Here is an 18,531-nt window from a genome sequence, read left to right on the forward strand (position 1 = left end):
CCCCCGAATTAGGAAGACTTCTGATGTACACAGGTATCGTACAAGGCTTAGAAAAAATTCTAGATGTCCGTCAAGGCGACGGTTTTAGCACCCTTGTGGTTTCAAATACACACAACTTTTTTCACGATGTCTTCATCGGTGCAAGTGTAGCCATCAATGGCACCTGCTTAACTGCAACGCACATCGATCTTACCGCCAATCAAGTCCATTTTGATGTTTCAGATTTGACTCGACGCCTGACCACGTTAGGGGCTTTACAGACAGGCGATGAGGTGAATATCGAACGTTCAGCCAAAGTCGGGATGGAAAATGGGGGACACAACTTGTATGGACATATCGAAGGAACGGCTACAGTAAAGCAGCTGAGCCGTCACGGCGAGACTCTGCATGTGGATCTTCACATTCCAGAAGGCAATATTAAATACTTTTTCTTAAAAGGTTTTATTGGTCTGAATGGTTGTAGCCTCACCGTCAACCGTGTTGATCGTAACAGCCATGAAATTTCAGTTGATTTGATTCCTGAAACCTTACGTCTGACCACGTGGGCATCGGTACAAGTCGGCGATGCGGTCAATTATGAAATTGATCAGATGACACGGACGATGGTCGACACTTTAGAAAGTATCCATCAGCGTTAAACTGCGTTTTTTGACATTACAGCTGTACAAAAGCGCCTAACTCAGGCGTTTTCTGTATTTTAAAAATGTTATTTATCAAAATGATATACGTATAATTTAAATATTAAGCATCAATCAACTTACCGATACTCATACCCCTTTTCGATCCTTCTCAGTTCAAATCTCTAAGGGTTGAGCTTCATATTTCACATCAATAATCGCTGCCAAAAACTACGACTAAAGTCGTATAAAATTTCCGCACAGGAGAGATTGTTCAAAATTTACATGTTGCATGCAACATGCTACTATCAATTTTAGATCCAGTTGAGATAGTCATTGGTACTGTAATCTGACCAGTTTTCACGTTTTTCCGATTCTTGGTTTATCAGTAGCGTAGCGGTATTTATTATGTGAGCTTTCATCAAGTTAGCGGCTTGTTGAGCATCTCCACTCACAAATGCATGATGTAACTTTAAATGGTCATCAAAGGTCTGTATACAATTTCGCGAATGCGGAATAGTTGCAGAACCCGCGATTAACACTTGGTTACGGGTATTGCTAATAATATCAATCGCTTTCTGATTGCCCACAATTTGTAACAACGCTAAATGGTAATCCCGGTCAGCTTTTAGAGTCCCTGTAATGTCATTTGAGGCCGCCTTCAGTTTGAACTCCTCAAAAATAGCATTCAAATGTTCAATATCTTGCTCTGTTCTGACCTTAGTTGCACGGTAGACCAGAGGAACCTCCAGCATCAATCGGATTTGAAAGGATTCAATCATTGTGGTGAATGTTGTCGGAATAATACGTATCCCTTTATTTTTCTCGATTTTCACAATACCAATCTTTTCAAGCATTTGCGCTGCTTCACGTACAGGTGTGCGTGAAATGCCGCCAAGCATCTGACCCAATTCTGTTGCTGAGTACAAGACATTGAACTGTAAGTGATTATTGATAATTGCATCCTGCAAAATTTCAAAAGCTTCTTCAGTTAGTGTTTTTGGTTTTTGGATCAGTTTCATGAGGTTTTACAAAGGGAATCAATATGCTGAATAAACATTATGCCATCATCGGGGGGGGAATCAATGGATTGGCTGTTGCCCGCCAACTTCTGTTGGACTATCCAGATGCCCGTGTCACGGTATTTGAAAAAGAAACTGATGTTGCCATGCATCAATCGAGCCATAATTCAGGTGTAGTACATGCTGGACTATATTATGAACCAGGGGGCTTAAAAGCCCGCTTATGCCGTCGTGGTGCGACACTGGTTCAACAATACTGTACTGAAAACCAAATTCCCTATGATGAATGTGGCAAGGTCGTGGTGGCACTCACTAAAGATGAAGAAGGTCGTCTCGATGCAATCTACAAAAAATCGATGGCCAACCAAGTTCCTGATGTCCGTATTCTGCAAGCTGGCGAAATTCAAGACGTCGAGCCGAATTGTATTGGGACCAAAGCCCTCTATTCCCCACGTACCGCAATTGTCAGCTACGGTGCAATTGCGAAAAAAATTGCAGAAGAAATTAAACAGAAAAATGGCACATTGGTATTGGGTCGAAAAGTCATTAATTTGACGGAAAAAAATAATAAAGTCAGCGTACATTTTGACGATCATGAGGTCTATCCAACCCAGTTTGACTACGTCGTAACCTGTGCAGGTTTACAGTCTGACCGACTTGCGAGCAATTCAGGCGATATTGCCACGCCAAAAATTGTCCCATTCTTTGGTCAATACTATGTGATTGATGAACAATTCAAAAATCATGTCAAAGGTCTGATTTATCCTGTACCCGATCCTAAATATCCATTTTTAGGGGTACATTTCACCAAACGAATTGATGGTCAGATGACCATTGGACCAAATGCGTTTATTTCGTTTGGCCGTGAAAACTATACCGGTAATAAATTTAACCTCACCGATATTTACGACTTCCTCACTTACAAAGGTTTTTGGAAATTCTCCTCTAAAAACATGCCCGCAGCGGTACGAGAGCTGAGAACGGTCCTCAGCCAAACCAATTTTGTCGCAGAAGCAGCTAAATATGTGCCATCACTTGCTGACGTCTCTGTTGAACCTGCAACACGTGGCATTCGAGCTCAAGCGATGGAAGCAGATGGCTCATTGGTCGATGACTTTGTCATTCACAAACAAGGCAATATCACCCATATTCGTAATGCCCCGTCTCCGGGTGCGACCTCCTCTTTAGCGATTGCCGAATATATTGTGCGCGAAGTCATGTCTCACCACTAATAAAAAACTGACTCTCATAAAGGAATATCAAATGAGCAATACTCATGAAACAGAATTAGAAAAAAAGAAGCGACTCAAAAAAGTAGCAACTGCAACCATTGTTGGCTCCATGTTAGAGTGGTATGACTTCTATCTGTATGCCACCATGGCCTCAATTGTCTTTGCTAAAGTGTTTTTTGACACTTCAGACCCAGGTAGTGCCAGTTTGAAAGCCTTTGCGACTTTCGCGATTGGCTTTATCGCACGCCCTCTAGGGGGGCTGTTCTTTGGCTATTTTGGCGACAAATATGGCCGTAAAAAGATGCTGTTTGTCACCTTCTTATTGATGGGGCTGTGCACTACGGCTATTGGACTCATTCCAACTTATGAATCTATCGGTATTTGGGCAGCAGTGCTGTTGGTGACTTTCCGTATTATTCAAGGTCTAGGTGCTGGGGCTGAATTTGCAGGAGCTGCGATTACCTCGTATGAACATGCTTCTGAAGATAAACGCGGTAGTCAAGGTGCATGGCCTGCTCTGGGTCTAAACTTAGGTCTCCTGCTCTCTTCACTTACAGTCTTTTTACTAACCCTAAATGGTGATGAATTCTTAATTAATGGGGGCTGGCGTATTCCGTTTATTCTCAGTTTTGTGCTGGTGATTATTGGTTTATGGGTCCGTAAGAGTTTGCCTGAAACGCCTGATTATGCTGAAGCACACGTCGAAAAGTCGACTGAAAACCCATTTAAACAGATCCTAAAAACCAATATGAAAGGTCTAAGCGTGGTCTTTCTGATTGCAATTGGCTATAACGCCTTGAGTTATATCTTTAAAACCTTCTCTTTGGCTTATTTAACTCAATTCCAAGGTGTTACGGCACATGTCACGTCATTATCCGTGACCATTGCAAGTTTGGTTGCCATTTTCACCGTACCATTCTTCGGTTGGTTGTGTGACAAATGGAACAGTAGAAATGTTCTGATCTTAGGTGGTTTTCTCTCAATCCTGTTTGCCTATCCTTTTATGAAGTTACTAGAAACAGGTGACAATACTTCAATCTACATCGCTTTAGCGATAGGGACAGGTATTCTTGCGCCTATGATGTTCGCACCACAGGGATCTTTTCTCAGTCGTCAGTTTGCCGTGGAAAATCGTTCTACTGGAGTGAGTACAGGCCGCGAAATTGGAACAGCAATTGCAGGGGGCTTAGCACCTTTAGGTGCCTTGTCGTTGGTGGCGGCTTCACCAACCAATTCGACGACAGGCGTGATTCTAATTTTAGCGCTAGCAGGTTTATTTGTGGTCTTAACTGCCCTTTGCGATCAAGGCTATAAATTCTCCAAACATAAAAACTAAGCACTTGAACAACTCTTCGTTCACAAAGACAAAGCCCATGTCTAAAATTTAAGGCATGGGCTTTTTGGCTTCAGCCAACATTTATCCGTTTGGATATACTTCTTTAATCAACACTTCGACCACTTGTGGTTCAGCCAGCGTCGATGTATCGCCCAAACTATCTAACTCGTTCGCCGCAATTTTTCTTAAAATACGGCGCATAATTTTGCCTGAACGTGTTTTGGGTAAAGACGGTGCCCAATGTAAGGCATCTGGTGTCGCCACAGGACCGAGTACCTTTCGTACCCACTGAATCAGCTCTGCACGGAGTTCTTCCGTTTGCGCTGCGCCCGCTTGTAAAGTGACAAAGGAACAAATTCCCTGCCCTTTGATTTCATGTGGCATTCCCACCACCGCAGCCTCAGCAACCGCCTCATGTGCCACCAAAGCACTTTCCACTTCGGCCGTGCCTAAGCGGTGCCCTGACACATTCAGTACATCATCGACTCGACCTGTGATCCAGTAATAACCATCTTTATCACGGCGTGCACCATCGCCCGTGAAATACGTTCCCGGATAAGTTGCAAAATACGCTTCGATAAACCGCTCAGGATCCCCCCAAATGGTTCGCATTTGTCCCGGCCATGAATCCTTAATCACCAGATTGCCTTCGGCCTCACCTTCTAACTCTTTGCCTTCAACATCAACCAAAGCGGGTTGAATCCCAAATAAAGGACGCGTTGCAGACCCTGGTTTAAGTGGTGTCGCACCCGGAAGTGGAGAAATTAAAATCCCGCCTGTTTCAGTTTGCCACCAAGTATCCACCACTGGGCAACGGCTTTCCCCCACCACTGTGTAGTACCAATTCCATGCTTCAGGGTTGATCGGCTCTCCGACGGAACCAATTAAACGCAAACTGCTACGGTCACTCTCACGGACAAAGGCATCCCCTTCGCGCATCATGGCGCGGATCGCTGTCGGGGCCGTGTATAAAATCGTCACATTGTGTTTGTCGACAATATGCCCTGTACGTGCCCAACTTGGATACTGTGGAATCCCCTCAAACATCACTGTTGTGGTTCCATTCGACAAGGGGCCATACAGCACATAAGAGTGTCCCGTAATCCAGCCTACATCGGCGGTACACCAAAATACATCATCTTGTTTTAAGTCGAATACTTCACGGAAGGTACTATTCACATAAGTTAAATATCCCCCTGTGGTATGCAGCACCCCTTTGGGCTTACCCGTTGAACCTGAGGTATATAAAATAAACAGGGGATCCTCGGCATTCATCGGTTCAGGTGGACAAATCTCGTTAACGGTCATGATTTCCATGTGATACCACAAATCACGCCCTTCTTTCAGCGTAATCGGATTGCCTGTCCGGTGCACCACAATCACATTCTGTACTGAGTCTGTCCCGGGTAGATTCAATGCTGCGTCTACATTTTCTTTCAGCGGAATCGGTTTCCCCCCGCGCATCCCAGAGTCTGCAGTAATCACAATTTTGGCTTGACTGTCATCAATCCTGCTCGCCAATGAGTCAGGTGAAAAGCCACCAAACACCACACAATGCACGGCACCGATTCGGGCACAGGCCAACATCGAAATGGCCGCTTCTGAAATCATCGGCATATACAGCACCACACGATCACCCTTCACCACACCATGCTTTTTCAGGACATTGGCAAAACGACACACTTCGTCATACAGTTCAGCAAAGGAAATGATTTTATGGCGTGAGGGATGGTCACCTTCCCAAATAATGGCAGGTTTATACGGATGGTCTTTTAAGTGTCGGTCAAGGCAGTTGGCACTTAGATTCAGCTGACCATCGGCAAACCATTCAATTTTAAAATTATCTTTATCATAACTGGTGTTTTTAACTTGACTAAAAGGCTTGATCCAATCGAGTTTCAACGCTTGTTCAGCCCAATACTCGTCAGGTTGTTCTATCGATTTTTGATAACGTTCAAAATATTCTTGTTCATTGGTGCGCGCAGTTTTTTCAAATTCAGCAGGTACAGGATAGACTTCTTTCATATCATACTTCCTTATATTCTGACTCTAATCGCGAGAGTTCATGCCACAGTTATTGGTTTATTATTGGACTGCATAACCACAGTATGACGATTGTTTTTTAAACAGATCAACACGGCTTTGGTCGTATATTATTTCTACAATTTAAAACACATTTTATAGTGATCTTTCAATGAGATCCTGTGTTTAATCCGTAACATGAACAAAACTGAACTCAGTAAAGTCGCTCCAGCTAGGCTTTTTTAAGCAGATTGTTACACTTCAGGCTGCGCTATTTCATACATAGAAGCATGGCTCAGCGCCTTCATTCCAAAACTCAAGCATTTAAAAAACAGAGAGATAGATTTTTATCCGTCTATCAATCAACCAGAATGCGATAATTTCATACGCTTTTCTCTATTAAATACACACAATTTTCAGGCAAAATATGCCAAATTTTCAGCGATTGGAGCACCAGTGTCAGAACAAACCAATACCTTGAGCGAGGTTGCTCAAGGTACGTCAGAGATGCTACATGACGCGACAGCGAAAACCACGCAAAGTGTAATTGCACATACGGCAAAATATAATGACGCCTATTCCACCATCGACAAATTTGTCGATAGTTTTTGGGAGCGTATGCCTTATTTTTGTATTGCGCTGATTACCTTCGTCATTTTTTATTTGCTCTCCAAGCTGTTTAAACTTTTTGTTCGTAAAGCACTGTCTGATCGTTCTTATACCAAGCAAAACCTTGTCCTTGTCCTGAACCGTGTCGGCAGTTCGGCCATCGTCTTTATTGGCTTCCTGATTGCCATGGTGATTGCGATTCCGGGCTTCACCCCTGGTCAGCTGATGAGTGCTTTGGGGATTGGCTCGGTTGCCATTGGTTTTGCATTTAAAGATATCTTCCAAAACTTACTTTCAGGAATCCTGATTTTACTGGGTGAACCATTTAAGATTGGCGATGACATCATTGTCTCGGGTATGGAAGGCAACGTTGAAGATATTCAAATTCGTGCCACTTACTTACGTGCGCCAGATGGTCGTCGTATCGTGATTCCGAATGCGACTGTGTATACCAGTGCGGTCACTGTCAACACCGCCTATCCACGTCGTCGCTGCGAGTTCTTGGTCGGTATTGGTTATGAAGATGACATCAAAAAAGCCAAAGATATTATTTTAGGCATTTTAGACCGAGATACGACCATTTTAAGTCAACCAGGTTTTAGCGTGAACGTCGCTGCACTTTCAGATTTTTCGGTGAACCTCAAAGTTCAATGGTGGGTCAACACCACAGAAACCACGGTATCTGGCTCGATCAGTTCGGTACAAGAATATGTGGTTCAGGCCTTTGCTGAGCAAGGGATTTCTATTCCTTACCCAGTCCAAGAAGTTCGCGTCGCAAAAAATGACAGTTACCCGACAGAAACTTCAACTGCTAAATAAGCGCCCTAAAACATAAGGGATCACGGTTTCAGTCCGAATAATACGGTTGCCTAAGCTCACCGCTTGGCAGCCGTTTTCTACAAGTAATTCAACTTCGTAAGGGATAAATCCACCTTCCGGCCCGATCACAATCGTACACGGATGCTGAATTGCAAAAGGCATTTTGGCATCGCTATAGGGATGTGCCACATAGGCAGGACAGTCGGCTGAAATCAGGCTTGGCAATTGATCTTCAACAAAAGGCTTAAAGCGTTTATAAATTTCAATTTTCGGTGCAACCGTATCGCCTGCCTGCTCTAGCCCCAAAGTCACATATTGATCCAACTGTTGTAAAAATGGGGTTTGCCAATAACTTTTATCGACCCGATAGCTGTGCAGCAAAATGATTTTTTCAACCCCTAAAGTCACCGCATCCATAATCAAACGACGCAGAACTTTAGGACGTGGCATCGCGACAATTAAAGTCACGGGCAGTTTGGCTGGTACAGGTTCTTCATATAAGGGTTTTAAGCGTACAGCTGTTTCGGAAACATCAACCACTTGCGTAAGATGACGCTTCCCGTTTTGTATTCCTACTTTTAAAGTATCACCGACTTTAAGCTCTAAATAACGATGTAAATGTTCAAGCTGGCGCTTGGCACTAATGGACCAGAGTTCAGATTCAGTTTGTCGCGGGTCTAAGAGAACGATATTCATAATAAATAGAAAAAATCCAAACAGTGGAGGCCTAATCAGCACATGTCATCGTGAAAGGCGACAAGGATGTCGCCCGCTGTGCTGAGATACAGGATGTACCTTCAGCACAGCAAAAGATTTTTGCTACTTTTCATCTTTGAAAAGTAGGAGCCACTTACGCAAAGCCATCCATAAAATCTACAGTATTTGTAGTAAAAACAGACTCAGTCAAATTTTATAAATAACCATCAATCACTTGAATATGTTTGGCTAGAGAGCCCGTATTCAATTGCATAATCTTTTGTGCAGATTGATTCAGTGTATTGGCCTGCTCGGCATCATCTAACAGTGTCATCAACACCACGGCAGCTTGTTCAGCATCCTCAACAACTTTCACTGCATTGGCTTGTACAAATTCATCGACAATAGTTTGGAAATTAAAATAGTTTTTGCCCAAAACCGTCGGCACATGTAACGCAATTGGCTCTAAAATATTATGTCCTCCACCAGGTTCATTTAGTGATCCCCCGACAAAACAAGCATCAGATAAGGCATACCATAACCACATCTCCCCCATCGAATCGGCTAAATAGACTTGGGTGTCCGCCTCTATTCTTTGTCCCGTACTTCTGCGACTGGTATTTAAATTTAAACTATGTGCAACAGCAAAGACCTCATCAAAACGTTCTGGATGACGCGGCACAACAATACACAACAGTTCAGACTGCGCATCCAAATATGGCTTAAGCGCACTTAACAGTTTTTGTTCTTCGAGTGCATGGGTACTGGCAATAGTGATGATCTTACGCCCAGTGAGCGACCATTCTTGCTTGAGCTGAGCTGCTTGTGTGACAAAAGATTCTGGCGCATGAATATCAAACTTAATACTCCCCACGACCTGTGTCACCGATGGCGCTGCACCGAGCTGAATAAAGCGCTCTGCAGTTGCCCGATCTTGTGCCAAGAGCTGATCTAGCCCATGTAACATCGGCTGCGTCAGGCTAGATACTTTGGCATAGCCTTTGGCTGATTTTTCAGAGAGGCGCGCATTAATCAAGATACATGGCACCTGACTCTGCCCTGCTTGGGCAATTAAATTTGGCCAGAGTTCCGTTTCAACCAAAGCCAAGAGTTTGGGCTGATACAATGCAAAAAACTGACGAACTAAAGGCTTTTGATCTGCAGGTAAATATACAGCTTGGAACAGGTCTAAATAAGGTACTTTTAAAAATAGGGATTTGGCCCGCGCCTGTCCCGTTTTGGTGGTGTTGGTTACCAAGACTGGATGACCCGCTTTTAAGTAATGTTCGATGAGAGGCTGCGCTGCATTGGTTTCACCCACCGACACCACATGGAACCAAATCGCTTGGCGATTTTTAACCGGTTGAAATGGCCCGAAACGTTCGAGACATTCTTGTTGAAATTGTTCTGTAGTCTCTGCACGTTTTTTTATTTTAGACTTATACAGCGGTTTGATCAGCGCAAGTGCTGCGTTATACCAAAAAGGAGTAGCCAAATACGTGCTCCAAAAATCAATGCAAAAATTAAACAGCGCAACTCATATTATCCCATGAATTGCGCTGTTATCTTGTCGCGAATTTAACGGAAAAGCAATTTAAACCGCAGCAGTTTCCATTTCAGCTAAAGTCGGATAGTCCACATAGCCTGCCGCGACATCCGTTCCAATCATATTTTCCAGTTTCAGTTCATTCAGTGGTGCATCTTGCAGTAAACGCTCATACAAGTCTGGATTGGCAATATACGCCTTACCAAAAGACACCGCATCAGCCCTGCCTGATGCCAACAGCTGAATCGCATCTTCACGACTCAGTTGCATATTGGCAATATAAGGCACTCCACCAGAACGCTCTTTCATATATTCAGAAATTCTGTCTTCAGCCAGATATTCACGGGTAAAGAAGAAGGCAATCTTGCGTTTGCCCAGCTGCTCCATGGCATAGCCAAATGTTTCACGTGGATTATCATCGCCCATGTCATGGTCATCACAACGCGGCGCAAAATGCACCCCTACACGATCTGCACCCCATACTTCAATCAGTGCATCAGTGGCTTCTAGCAGGAACCGTGTACGATTTTCAACTGAACCGCCGTATTCATCTTCACGCTGATTGGTTTTGCTTTGCAAGAACTGGTCAATAAGATAACCATTGGCAGCATGTAATTCCACACCATCAAAACCGGCTTCTTTAGCACGAATCGCGGCTTGCTTATATTGCTCGGTAATCGCGTGAATTTCAGAAACCTCCAAAGGACGTGGCAATACATAAGGACGTTTTGGACGTAGTAAGCTGACATGACCCGCCTGTTGTACTGCACTTGCAGAGACTGGTGTTTTACCATTTAACAGATCCGGATGCGATACACGACCAACATGCCAAAGCTGGGCAATAATCAGACCGCCCTTCTCATGAACCGCTTGAGTGACCTTTTTCCAGCCTTCGACCTGAGCATCGGTAAACAATCCTGGAGTATTCAAATAGCCATTGGCTTCTTCAGAAATCACTGTAGCTTCAGAAATGATCAGGCCAGCACTTGCACGTTGCGCATAGTAATCAACCATCATTGGGGTTGGAACGCGATCAGCAGTTGCGCGGTTACGGGTCAGCGGCGCCATGATGACACGGTTTTTAAGCTCTAACGCACCGAGCGTTAAAGGAGAATTTAATTCAGCCATCGTTACTCCCACCTGTTAAAGGTGTTGTTGTAGGTGTTCGATAAATTGCTGAATCAACGCTTCATTGCGAGAAAAATAAGACCATTGTCCATATTTTTCCACTTGAATTAAACCGGCCTGCTGTAAAACGGACAAATGGTTCGACATCGTCGATTGCGATACATTTCCCAACCGTTCGATATGACCTGCACATACGCCGCGTCTAAAGTCACCACATTCGTCACTCGATAAAAATTGTTCCGGTTTTTTTAACCATTCCAAAATTTGGCGACGCGTTGGATTAGCCAAGGCTTTAAAAATTAAATCTATATCCATACTCAAGACACGTTTAATGGGCAACAAAGCGTTGTCAGCTTGTTTTACTTAATATATCGCATTTTTTCGATTTTAATATCGATTTTTTTAGATATATTGTAAAATAACTGATAACCCTTTGCTTTCATTCATCATTTAAATTACAAACCTTGTTTTAAGCTTGCTTCAATAAACTTATCAAGGTCACCATCTAGTACTGCACCTGTGTTGGAGTTTTCAACACCCGTACGTAAGTCTTTAATACGCGAGTCATCCAATACATAAGAACGAATCTGACTGCCCCAACCAATATCCGACTTCGAGTCTTCAAGTGCTTGCGCTGCTTCGTTACGTTTGCTCATTTCCAACTCATACAACTTCGCACGTAACTGTTTCCACGCATGGTCACGGTTGGCATGTTGTGAACGTTGGTTCTGACACGCCACCACAATGCCTGTTGGCGCGTGGGTTAAACGTACCGCAGAGTCTGTTTTGTTAATGTGCTGACCACCTGCACCAGAAGCACGATAGGTATCGGTACGCACGTCAGATGGGTTGATATCAATTTCAATGTTATCATCGACTTCTGGCGAGACAAACACAGCAGAAAATGACGTATGACGGCGGTTACCCGAGTCAAATGGCGATTTACGGACTAAGCGATGCACGCCCGATTCGGTACGCAACCAACCATAGGCATATTCACCTTCAACACGAATCGTTGCTGACTTAATCCCAGCCACATCGCCGTCTGACTCTTCCATCAATTCAGCTTTAAAACCATGACGTTCAATCCAGCGCATATACATACGCAGTAGCATTGAAGCCCAGTCTTGTGCTTCTGTCCCACCTGAACCGGCTTGAATTTCCACATAACATGGATTTGGGTCCATTGGGTTACTGAACATACGGCGGAATTCAAGCTTCGCTAACTCTTCTTCTGCAGAAGTCAATTCAGCTTGGACATCAGCCAACAGACTTTCATCATCTGCTTCTACTGCCAAATCAAGCATCGCTTGCGCATCTTCAAGCTGCGTTGCCAAACCATCTAACACATTTAAGACGTTTTCAAGTTCGCCTTTTTCTTTGGCCATGGCTTGTGCACGGCTTTGATCATTCCAAATCGCTGGGTCTTCTAATTCACGGAGAACCTCTTCTAAACGCTCTTTTTTCAGATCGTAGTCAAAGATACCCCCGTAATGTGAGACCACGGTCGTTTAAGTCTTTTAATTGGTTTAGATACGGATTAATTTCCACGTGAATTACTCTCAATCAATATAAAGCGAAAAATAGCCGCTGATTATATCACAGTCGACGGCTAGGATTATTCATCTCAAATTCGACAAAATCACACCCTTCTTTCTAGAGCTTAAAACTATTTAGCCTCCAAAAAAGCATTCTCTTAAACCGCAATCAAGCTGCATATAAATGCGAACCATCCCACAAAACACACACCTGAGAAGTGTTCTCAACAGACAAACGGACTAAACATTTTGAGTTAAAATTGGTTAAAATAGCGTCAAAAATTATGAAATCCACAGAATCTACACAATTTTAATAAAACAAAACATTATAAATTTATAATTTATTATCAATCATTTAAATTTAAAAAATTACACGATGTAACCTTAGATACAGAGCATTAACTTTCCTTTGGTTGACGCTTTTTTATTTTGCCCTAGACTGAAGTTGTAACAAAAAATTAATGAAATACGGGTCCACTTACGAGGGGTACATACCATGAAAAAATTAGCAATTGCTTCAGCATTACTTTCAGCTCTAGCGATCACAGGTACTGCACATGCATACCAAGCAGAGGTGGGTGCTTCAGCTGGCCTAATTGATCCAGACAACGGTAGTTCAAGCGGCTCTTTTGGCGTAGATGGCACATACTATTTCAACCCAGTTCAAACACGTAATGCGCCACTTGCAGAAGCAGCATTCTTAGACCGTGCAAGTAACGTTAACGCAAAATATCAGTATGACGAAGTTGGTGATAATGAACGTCATCGTTATGGCGTCGGTGCTGAAGTCTTTGTCCCTAACTCAGATTTCTATGTGAGTGGTAATGTTGGTCGCGATGATAGGAAATTTGACCGCAGTGGCGATTTTGATGAGACCGTTTATGGCGCTGAAGTTGGTTATTTACCAGCACCAGGTTTATTAATTGCTGCGGGTCTAAAAGGCTATGACAACGATTATGACGACGGCGTAGATCCTACCCTTCGCGCTAAATATGTCACTTCTCTAAGCAATGGTAAAGACATTAACTTAGAAGCAGGCGCAGGTTTTGGTGATTTAGACGAATATAATCTTGCAGCAGATTACTTCATCGATAAAACCTTAAGCCTAGGTGTAGACTACTACAGCAAAGACCGTGACTATGGTGATACGAACGAATTTGGTATCAATGCACGTAAATTCTTTACCCCGCAAGTCAGCCTTGAAGGCCGTGTTGGTTTTGGTGAAGATGGCAACAACGACTACAACAAATTCGGTTTAGCTGCTAAATATCGCTTCTAAAACCCATTAGAAAACCTTGAATACTCAAAGCCCATTTTCGAATGGGCTTTTTGCACTTCTATAAAGCATTGTTATAAATAAAGATTGACTCCTTGCTACTTTTTTGTACACTTCGTTACAACTGTCATAGAACAGCCATATTTTTATAACAAAGAGAGAACCTCTAAAATGCTTAAAAAAATTGCGCTAACTACAGCACTAATCGCAAGCTTCGGGACTGCACATGCTTACCAAGCGGAAATTGGTGGCACCATTGCTGTGGCTGATCCTGATCATGGGGACACTTCAATAGGTTTTGGCGTAGATGGCACGTACTACTTCAACCCTGTTCAAGTCAAAAATAGCCCACTGAATGAAGCTGCATTCTTAAATCGCTCAAGCAATCTCAATGGCGAAGTTTCATACATTGATTATGATTATTACGAAGTCACAGACTTTAATTTTGGACTTGAGTATTTTATTCCAAACTCTGATTTTTACCTGAACGGTAATATTGGGCAAACCAAACATGAAGCAGATGGTGTTGAAGACCTAGATACCACCATTTATTCTGCTGAAGTAGGTTATCTACCTGTTCCTGGCTTATTGGTTGCAGCTGGTTTATTTGGCTACGATAATGATAATGGCGATGATGTCGATCCAACTTTACGTGCCAAATATGTCACTCAAGTGGGTGCTTATGACATGAACTTTGAAGGTGGTGCAGTCTTTGGTGACATCGATTACTACAACCTTGATGCTGACTTATACTTAAATAAAACTTTTAGTGTAGGCCTTGGTTTCTCTGATACCGATGAAAAAGATGCTGAGAAATTTACCATCCGTGCGAAAAAGTTCTTCACTCAACAAGTCAGCCTAGAAGGTTCGATTGACTTTGCTGATGAAGACAATGTGTTTGGCCTACGTGGTGCTTACCGCTTCTAATTGCAACTAAAATGCATTAAAAAAACCGCTCTATAGAGCGGTTTTTTTAATATTGTTCTAAATGCAAAATGCGAAGTTGTACGCTGACATTGCCACGAAATTCATTTTTATCCAGCTCATAGACCAAACGAATTTGATGGTTCATCTCATTGAACTGGTATTTGTCCGCCGCATTAAAAGCAATGGCATCCACGACCTGTCCATTGTCTAAAGCAACACGTAATTTTAAATGCACTTCTTTCAGCCAGCGGAAATCTAAAATTTTAAAATTTCCTTCAAAAATAGGCGCTGGAAACTTTTGCCCCCATGGACTAATTTGCTGTAGAAGATCGACCGTTTCAACCTGAATATTCTGTACTGCTAACTCACCATCGGTCCATAAAGTCGCCGTAAATAAACCTTCATCCTGAGCTGCCATCAGTGCTTCAAAGGCCTGCTTAAACTCTTCAAAATGGACTTTTTGAATGGTTAAACCCGCTGCCGCAGCATGCCCACCAAAGTGGCTGACCAAATGTGGATATTGCTCAGCAACACACTCAATGGCATCGCGGATATGCACTCCTTCAATCGAACGTGCAGAACCTTTGATATGTACCCCATCTTCATCTGCAGCAAAAACAATACTCGGACGATGAAACTGTTCTTTTAAACGCCCTGCAACAATGCCAATCACCCCTTGATGCCAATGCGGTTCGAACATAATTAAAGCCGCAGGTAAGACCGTATCATCCAGTTGAATTTGATCCAAGGCTAGTAAGGCCTCTTGTTTCATCGTCGCTTCAACCTGACGACGTTCCACATTCAACTGATTCAGTTGTTCTGCCAATGGATAAGCAGAAGCAAAGTCCTGTGCCAACAGACATTCAATACCGATATCCATGGTTTCCATACGACCTGCCGCATTAATACGTGGTCCCAGTACAAACCCCAAATCTTGCGCTTTTAAACTTGCAGCTTCTCGACCTGCAATCTCCAGTAGAGCGCTGATGCCCGGACGACATAAATGTTGTTGAATACGCTTCAGGCCAACATCAACCAAGATACGATTGTTATAGTCAAGACTAGCAACATCGGCATAGGTGCCTAATGCTACCAAATCCAAATACTGACTCATGACTGCCGAAGACTTATTCAGTTTTTTACGATAGGTTGATAAGTTAGCCAAGACATAAAAGGCCACGCCGACCCCAGCTAAGGCTTTACTTGGAAAATCACACCCCAACTGGTTCGGATTCACTACCGCTTGGGCACTGGGAGTCGGTTTGGTGGTCAAATGGTGATCGGTAATAATCACCTGCATACCATGATCTTGCGCTTGTTTCACGCCGTCATGACTGGAAATACCATTATCCACAGTAATCAATAAATCAGGTGTAAAGGTGGTAAATGCTAAATCCGCAATCGCAGGCGTTAAGCCATAACCATATTTAAAGCGGTCTGGAACCAGATACTCTACCTGCGCCCCCATTTCTCGCAAAGCCAAGATCATTAAAGCGGTGCTAGTTGCACCATCTGCATCATAATCACCCACAATGACAATTTTGTGTTGCTGATCAATTGCAGCATCCATCAACTGAATCGCTTCATTTAAGCCTTTCAGACTAGGGACCAGTAAATGCTTGAGCTTTAACTCCAGCTCCTGCGTTGACGCCACCCCACGGCGGGCTAAAATTTCTGCAATAAACGCAGGAATGTCCTGAAATAATTCAGGACAGGTCATAAAGGGTCTTTGCTTAATTTGAATGGCTGACATTTATGGCATCAAACGTTTCAGCATCCAGACATCTTGCTGTTTTTCATAACTTAAACGGTCATGTAAACGGTTCGGACGCCCTTGCCAAAACTCATAGTAGTCAGGTTCAAGACGGTAGCCACCCCAAAAGACAGGTTTATTCAGTTCTGATTTACCTTCAACTTGGTTTTGCAATTGCGCAAAACGTTGTTGCAAGACTTCACGGCTTTCAATCACACCACTTTGTGGTGTACTGATATGTGCCGCAATTTGGCTATCTCGTGGACGCTTATGATAGTAGTCCGTCGATTCTGCTGCAGAAATTTTGACTACTTTACCGCCAATGCGAATCTGACGTTCCTGCTCTTGCCAATAGAACAGTAACTCTGCATATGGGTTTTCAGCCAAATCATTGCCTTTTTGGCTGTCATAATTGGTATAAAAATCATACCCCGCCTCAGTTGCACCACGCAGCAATACCGTTCGCACATGCGGGCGACCCAGCGTACTCGCTGTCGCCAGTGACATAGCATAGGGTTCGTGTAGTTGTGCTTCTAAAGCATGATTAAACCAAAGCAAGAACTGGGCATGTGGATTGGCTTCTACTCGCTCTTCAAGCAGCTCGCCTTTTTGGTAATTTAAACGAAGTTCGCTGAGATCTTTAATTAAATCACTCATTTTTCACTCCTTATTAAGCTGCATTCGCACGTACAGCATCAGCCAATGTATGGGCTAAAGTGCTGACTTCATCGAGATCATCTCCTTCCACCATGACACGAATCACAGGTTCAGTACCTGATTTACGAATCAACAAACGACCACGACCTTTGAGTTGTTGCTCTGCTTTATCAAATTCCGCCACCAAAGCAGGCACCGCATAAGGGTCAAACATCGCCTCTAAACGTACATTCACCAACACATTCGGTAAAAGCTTAAAGTCAGCAACCAATTCATGCAGCGCTTTCTTCTGCTCGACCATCACGGTAAGCACTTGTAGCGCCGCAATAATGGCGTCACCCGTGGTACTTTTATCCAAGGTTAAGATATGTCCTGATGGCTCACCGCCAATGACCCAACCTTTTTCTTCGAGACCTTGTAGGACATAACGATCACCCACTTTGGCACGTAATAACGCCACACCCGCTTTTTCCAAAGCCAATTCCAAAGCCATGTTTGACATCAAGGTACCCACTATTCCAGCAGGCTTTTTAGCGCTCTGTGTCGCCAAGATATATAAAATATGGTCGCCATCAATCAGCTTGCCATCTTTATCCACCAAAATAACGCGGTCTGCATCCCCATCAAAGGCGATGCCCAAATCAGCCTTATGCTTCACTACGAGTTGCTGCAAATGCTCAGGATGGGTCGAACCACATTGTTCATTGATATTTACACCGTTAGGCTCATTATGAATGGCAATGACCTTGGCGCCGAGCTCACGAAACACCGATGGACCCACGCTATATGCAGCACCATTGGCGCAATCCACCACAATGGTTAAATCATTCAAGTCTAAATGGTATGGAAATGTGGATTTACAAAATTCAATATAGCGGCCATTGGCATCTTTTACGCGGACACTTTTACCTAAGTTTGCCGTGTCTTCAATCACTAATTCTTTTTCAAGTTCTTGATTAATTTCTTCTTGAATAGCATCTGGTAGTTTCTTACCTTCACTGGAAAAGAACTTGATCCCATTATCAAAATAAGGATTATGTGATGCTGAAATCACAATGCCCAAACTTGCATGTAAAGCACGGGTCAAATGTGCAATCGCTGGGGTTGGCAATGGGCCTAGTAAATGTACATAAACCCCTGCTGCGTTTAAACCCGCTTGTAATGCTGACTCTAAAATATAACCCGATAAACGTGTATCTTTTCCGAGTACCACCAATGGTTTTGATTTTTTACTGTGGCGTTTTAAAACTTTCCCTGCGGCAAAGCCTAATTTGAGTGCAAATTCAGGGGTAATAGGGAGGACGCCAAACTTACCGCGAATACCATCGGTACCAAAATAACTCATGTTCTACT

The 18,531-nt window shown here is 43.3% G+C and carries 16 protein-coding genes; 6 read left to right on the top strand and 10 right to left on the bottom strand.

The genetic code is table 11. The features are described 5' to 3' along the window. The first annotated feature begins 23 nt into the window (after positions 1-23). Positions 24-638: a riboflavin synthase gene (locus F946_RS01555; RefSeq protein ID WP_004978236.1), complete on the top strand. Its 615-nt coding sequence runs from the start codon at positions 24-26 to the stop codon at positions 636-638. 293 nt (positions 639-931) lie between these two features. Here the strand turns inward: F946_RS01555 and F946_RS01560 are convergent, their stop codons facing one another. Further along, on the bottom strand, positions 932-1,639 hold the full coding sequence (locus F946_RS01560) for a GntR family transcriptional regulator (RefSeq protein ID WP_004978238.1): 708 nt from the start codon (positions 1,637-1,639) through the stop codon (positions 932-934). Between the two features lie 23 nt (positions 1,640-1,662). On the opposite strand from F946_RS01560, the gene lhgO reads away from it, so the two are divergent. Together lhgO and F946_RS01570 are read left to right on the top strand one after the other, a co-directional pair. Further along, positions 1,663-2,871 (top strand): L-2-hydroxyglutarate oxidase, encoded by a 1,209-nt coding sequence (gene lhgO, locus F946_RS01565; RefSeq protein ID WP_004978239.1) that lies wholly within the window; start codon positions 1,663-1,665, stop codon positions 2,869-2,871. Between the two features lie 31 nt (positions 2,872-2,902). Further along, positions 2,903-4,207 (top strand): MFS transporter, encoded by a 1,305-nt coding sequence (locus F946_RS01570; RefSeq protein ID WP_004978240.1) that lies wholly within the window; start codon positions 2,903-2,905, stop codon positions 4,205-4,207. Positions 4,208-4,288: 81 nt separating this feature from the next. Here the strand turns inward: F946_RS01570 and acs are convergent, their stop codons facing one another. Beyond that, on the bottom strand, positions 4,289-6,232 hold the full coding sequence (gene acs, locus F946_RS01575) for an acetate--CoA ligase (protein WP_004978242.1): 1,944 nt from the start codon (positions 6,230-6,232) through the stop codon (positions 4,289-4,291). A gap of 453 nt (positions 6,233-6,685) precedes the next feature. Here acs and F946_RS01580 point away from each other — a divergent pair, with 453 nt between their 5' ends. Then, positions 6,686-7,657, top strand: coding sequence for a mechanosensitive ion channel family protein (locus F946_RS01580; protein WP_004978244.1), 972 nt, complete (start codon positions 6,686-6,688; stop codon positions 7,655-7,657). Here F946_RS01580 and F946_RS01585 read toward each other — a convergent pair. The 5 genes from F946_RS01585 to prfB all read right to left on the bottom strand — a co-directional run bounded on the left by F946_RS01585 (position 7,643) and on the right by prfB (position 12,578). Next, complete coding sequence (locus F946_RS01585; protein WP_004978246.1) at positions 7,643-8,353, bottom strand: 16S rRNA (uracil(1498)-N(3))-methyltransferase; 711 nt, start codon at positions 8,351-8,353, stop codon at positions 7,643-7,645. The genes F946_RS01580 and F946_RS01585 overlap by 15 nt on opposite strands. Before the next feature lie 214 nt (positions 8,354-8,567). Continuing rightward, positions 8,568-9,848 carry a 3-deoxy-D-manno-octulosonic acid transferase gene (locus tag F946_RS01590; RefSeq protein ID WP_004978248.1) on the bottom strand — a complete coding sequence of 427 codons (1,281 nt, stop codon included), beginning with the start codon at positions 9,846-9,848 and terminating at the stop codon, positions 8,568-8,570. Between the two features lie 99 nt (positions 9,849-9,947). Next, positions 9,948-11,027: an alkene reductase gene (locus F946_RS01595; RefSeq protein ID WP_004978250.1), complete on the bottom strand. Its 1,080-nt coding sequence runs from the start codon at positions 11,025-11,027 to the stop codon at positions 9,948-9,950. A 15-nt stretch (positions 11,028-11,042) separates the two neighbouring features. Beyond that, on the bottom strand, positions 11,043-11,342 hold the full coding sequence (locus F946_RS01600) for an ArsR/SmtB family transcription factor (RefSeq protein ID WP_004978252.1): 300 nt from the start codon (positions 11,340-11,342) through the stop codon (positions 11,043-11,045). A gap of 140 nt (positions 11,343-11,482) precedes the next feature. Beyond that, a protein-coding gene (gene prfB, locus F946_RS01605; RefSeq protein WP_100222790.1) for a peptide chain release factor 2 occupies positions 11,483-12,578 on the bottom strand; the annotation gives its coding sequence in 2 pieces (ribosomal slippage) (positions 11,483-12,505 and positions 12,507-12,578; 1,095 coding nt in all). 483 nt (positions 12,579-13,061) lie between these two features. On the opposite strand from prfB, the gene F946_RS01610 reads away from it, so the two are divergent. After that, the gene (locus tag F946_RS01610; RefSeq protein ID WP_004978253.1) at positions 13,062-13,844 is read left to right on the top strand and encodes a putative porin; all 783 of its coding nucleotides are present in this window, start codon (positions 13,062-13,064) and stop codon (positions 13,842-13,844) included. A 168-nt stretch (positions 13,845-14,012) separates the two neighbouring features. Beyond that, a complete protein-coding gene (locus F946_RS01615; protein WP_004978255.1) occupies positions 14,013-14,768 on the top strand; it encodes a putative porin in 756 nt (251 codons plus the stop codon). A 46-nt stretch (positions 14,769-14,814) separates the two neighbouring features. Here F946_RS01615 and recJ read toward each other — a convergent pair whose 3' ends face one another. The 3 genes from recJ to glmM are packed head-to-tail and all read right to left on the bottom strand — an operon-like array spanning position 14,815 to position 18,523. Next, positions 14,815-16,521 (bottom strand): single-stranded-DNA-specific exonuclease RecJ, encoded by a 1,707-nt coding sequence (gene recJ / locus F946_RS01620; protein ID WP_035326247.1) that lies wholly within the window; start codon positions 16,519-16,521, stop codon positions 14,815-14,817. Beyond that, complete coding sequence (gene pdxH, locus F946_RS01625) at positions 16,522-17,178, bottom strand: pyridoxamine 5'-phosphate oxidase (RefSeq protein ID WP_004978259.1); 657 nt, start codon at positions 17,176-17,178, stop codon at positions 16,522-16,524. It lies immediately after the preceding gene. Positions 17,179-17,191: 13 nt separating this feature from the next. Further along, entirely contained in the window at positions 17,192-18,523 is a 1,332-nt protein-coding gene (gene glmM / locus F946_RS01630; protein WP_004978260.1) for a phosphoglucosamine mutase, read from the bottom strand. Between the last annotated feature and the right edge of the window lie 8 nt (positions 18,524-18,531).

This window comes from Acinetobacter johnsonii ANC 3681 (genome assembly GCF_000368805.1).
Lineage (GTDB): Bacteria > Pseudomonadota > Gammaproteobacteria > Pseudomonadales > Moraxellaceae > Acinetobacter > Acinetobacter johnsonii.

Coding starts and splice junctions, on each gene's coding strand:
- F946_RS01555 (WP_004978236.1), top strand. CDS start 24: ATGTACACAGGTATCGTACAAGGCTTAGAAAAAATTCTAGATGTCCGT.
- F946_RS01560 (WP_004978238.1), bottom strand. CDS start 1,639: ATGAAACTGATCCAAAAACCAAAAACACTAACTGAAGAAGCTTTTGAA.
- lhgO (WP_004978239.1), top strand. CDS start 1,663: ATGCTGAATAAACATTATGCCATCATCGGGGGGGGAATCAATGGATTG.
- F946_RS01570 (WP_004978240.1), top strand. CDS start 2,903: ATGAGCAATACTCATGAAACAGAATTAGAAAAAAAGAAGCGACTCAAA.
- acs (WP_004978242.1), bottom strand. CDS start 6,232: ATGAAAGAAGTCTATCCTGTACCTGCTGAATTTGAAAAAACTGCGCGC.
- F946_RS01585 (WP_004978246.1), bottom strand. CDS start 8,353: ATGAATATCGTTCTCTTAGACCCGCGACAAACTGAATCTGAACTCTGG.
- F946_RS01595 (WP_004978250.1), bottom strand. CDS start 11,027: ATGGCTGAATTAAATTCTCCTTTAACGCTCGGTGCGTTAGAGCTTAAA.
- F946_RS01600 (WP_004978252.1), bottom strand. CDS start 11,342: ATGGATATAGATTTAATTTTTAAAGCCTTGGCTAATCCAACGCGTCGC.
- F946_RS01610 (WP_004978253.1), top strand. CDS start 13,062: ATGAAAAAATTAGCAATTGCTTCAGCATTACTTTCAGCTCTAGCGATC.
- F946_RS01615 (WP_004978255.1), top strand. CDS start 14,013: ATGCTTAAAAAAATTGCGCTAACTACAGCACTAATCGCAAGCTTCGGG.
- recJ (WP_035326247.1), bottom strand. CDS start 16,521: ATGTCAGCCATTCAAATTAAGCAAAGACCCTTTATGACCTGTCCTGAA.
- pdxH (WP_004978259.1), bottom strand. CDS start 17,178: ATGAGTGATTTAATTAAAGATCTCAGCGAACTTCGTTTAAATTACCAA.
- glmM (WP_004978260.1), bottom strand. CDS start 18,523: ATGAGTTATTTTGGTACCGATGGTATTCGCGGTAAGTTTGGCGTCCTC.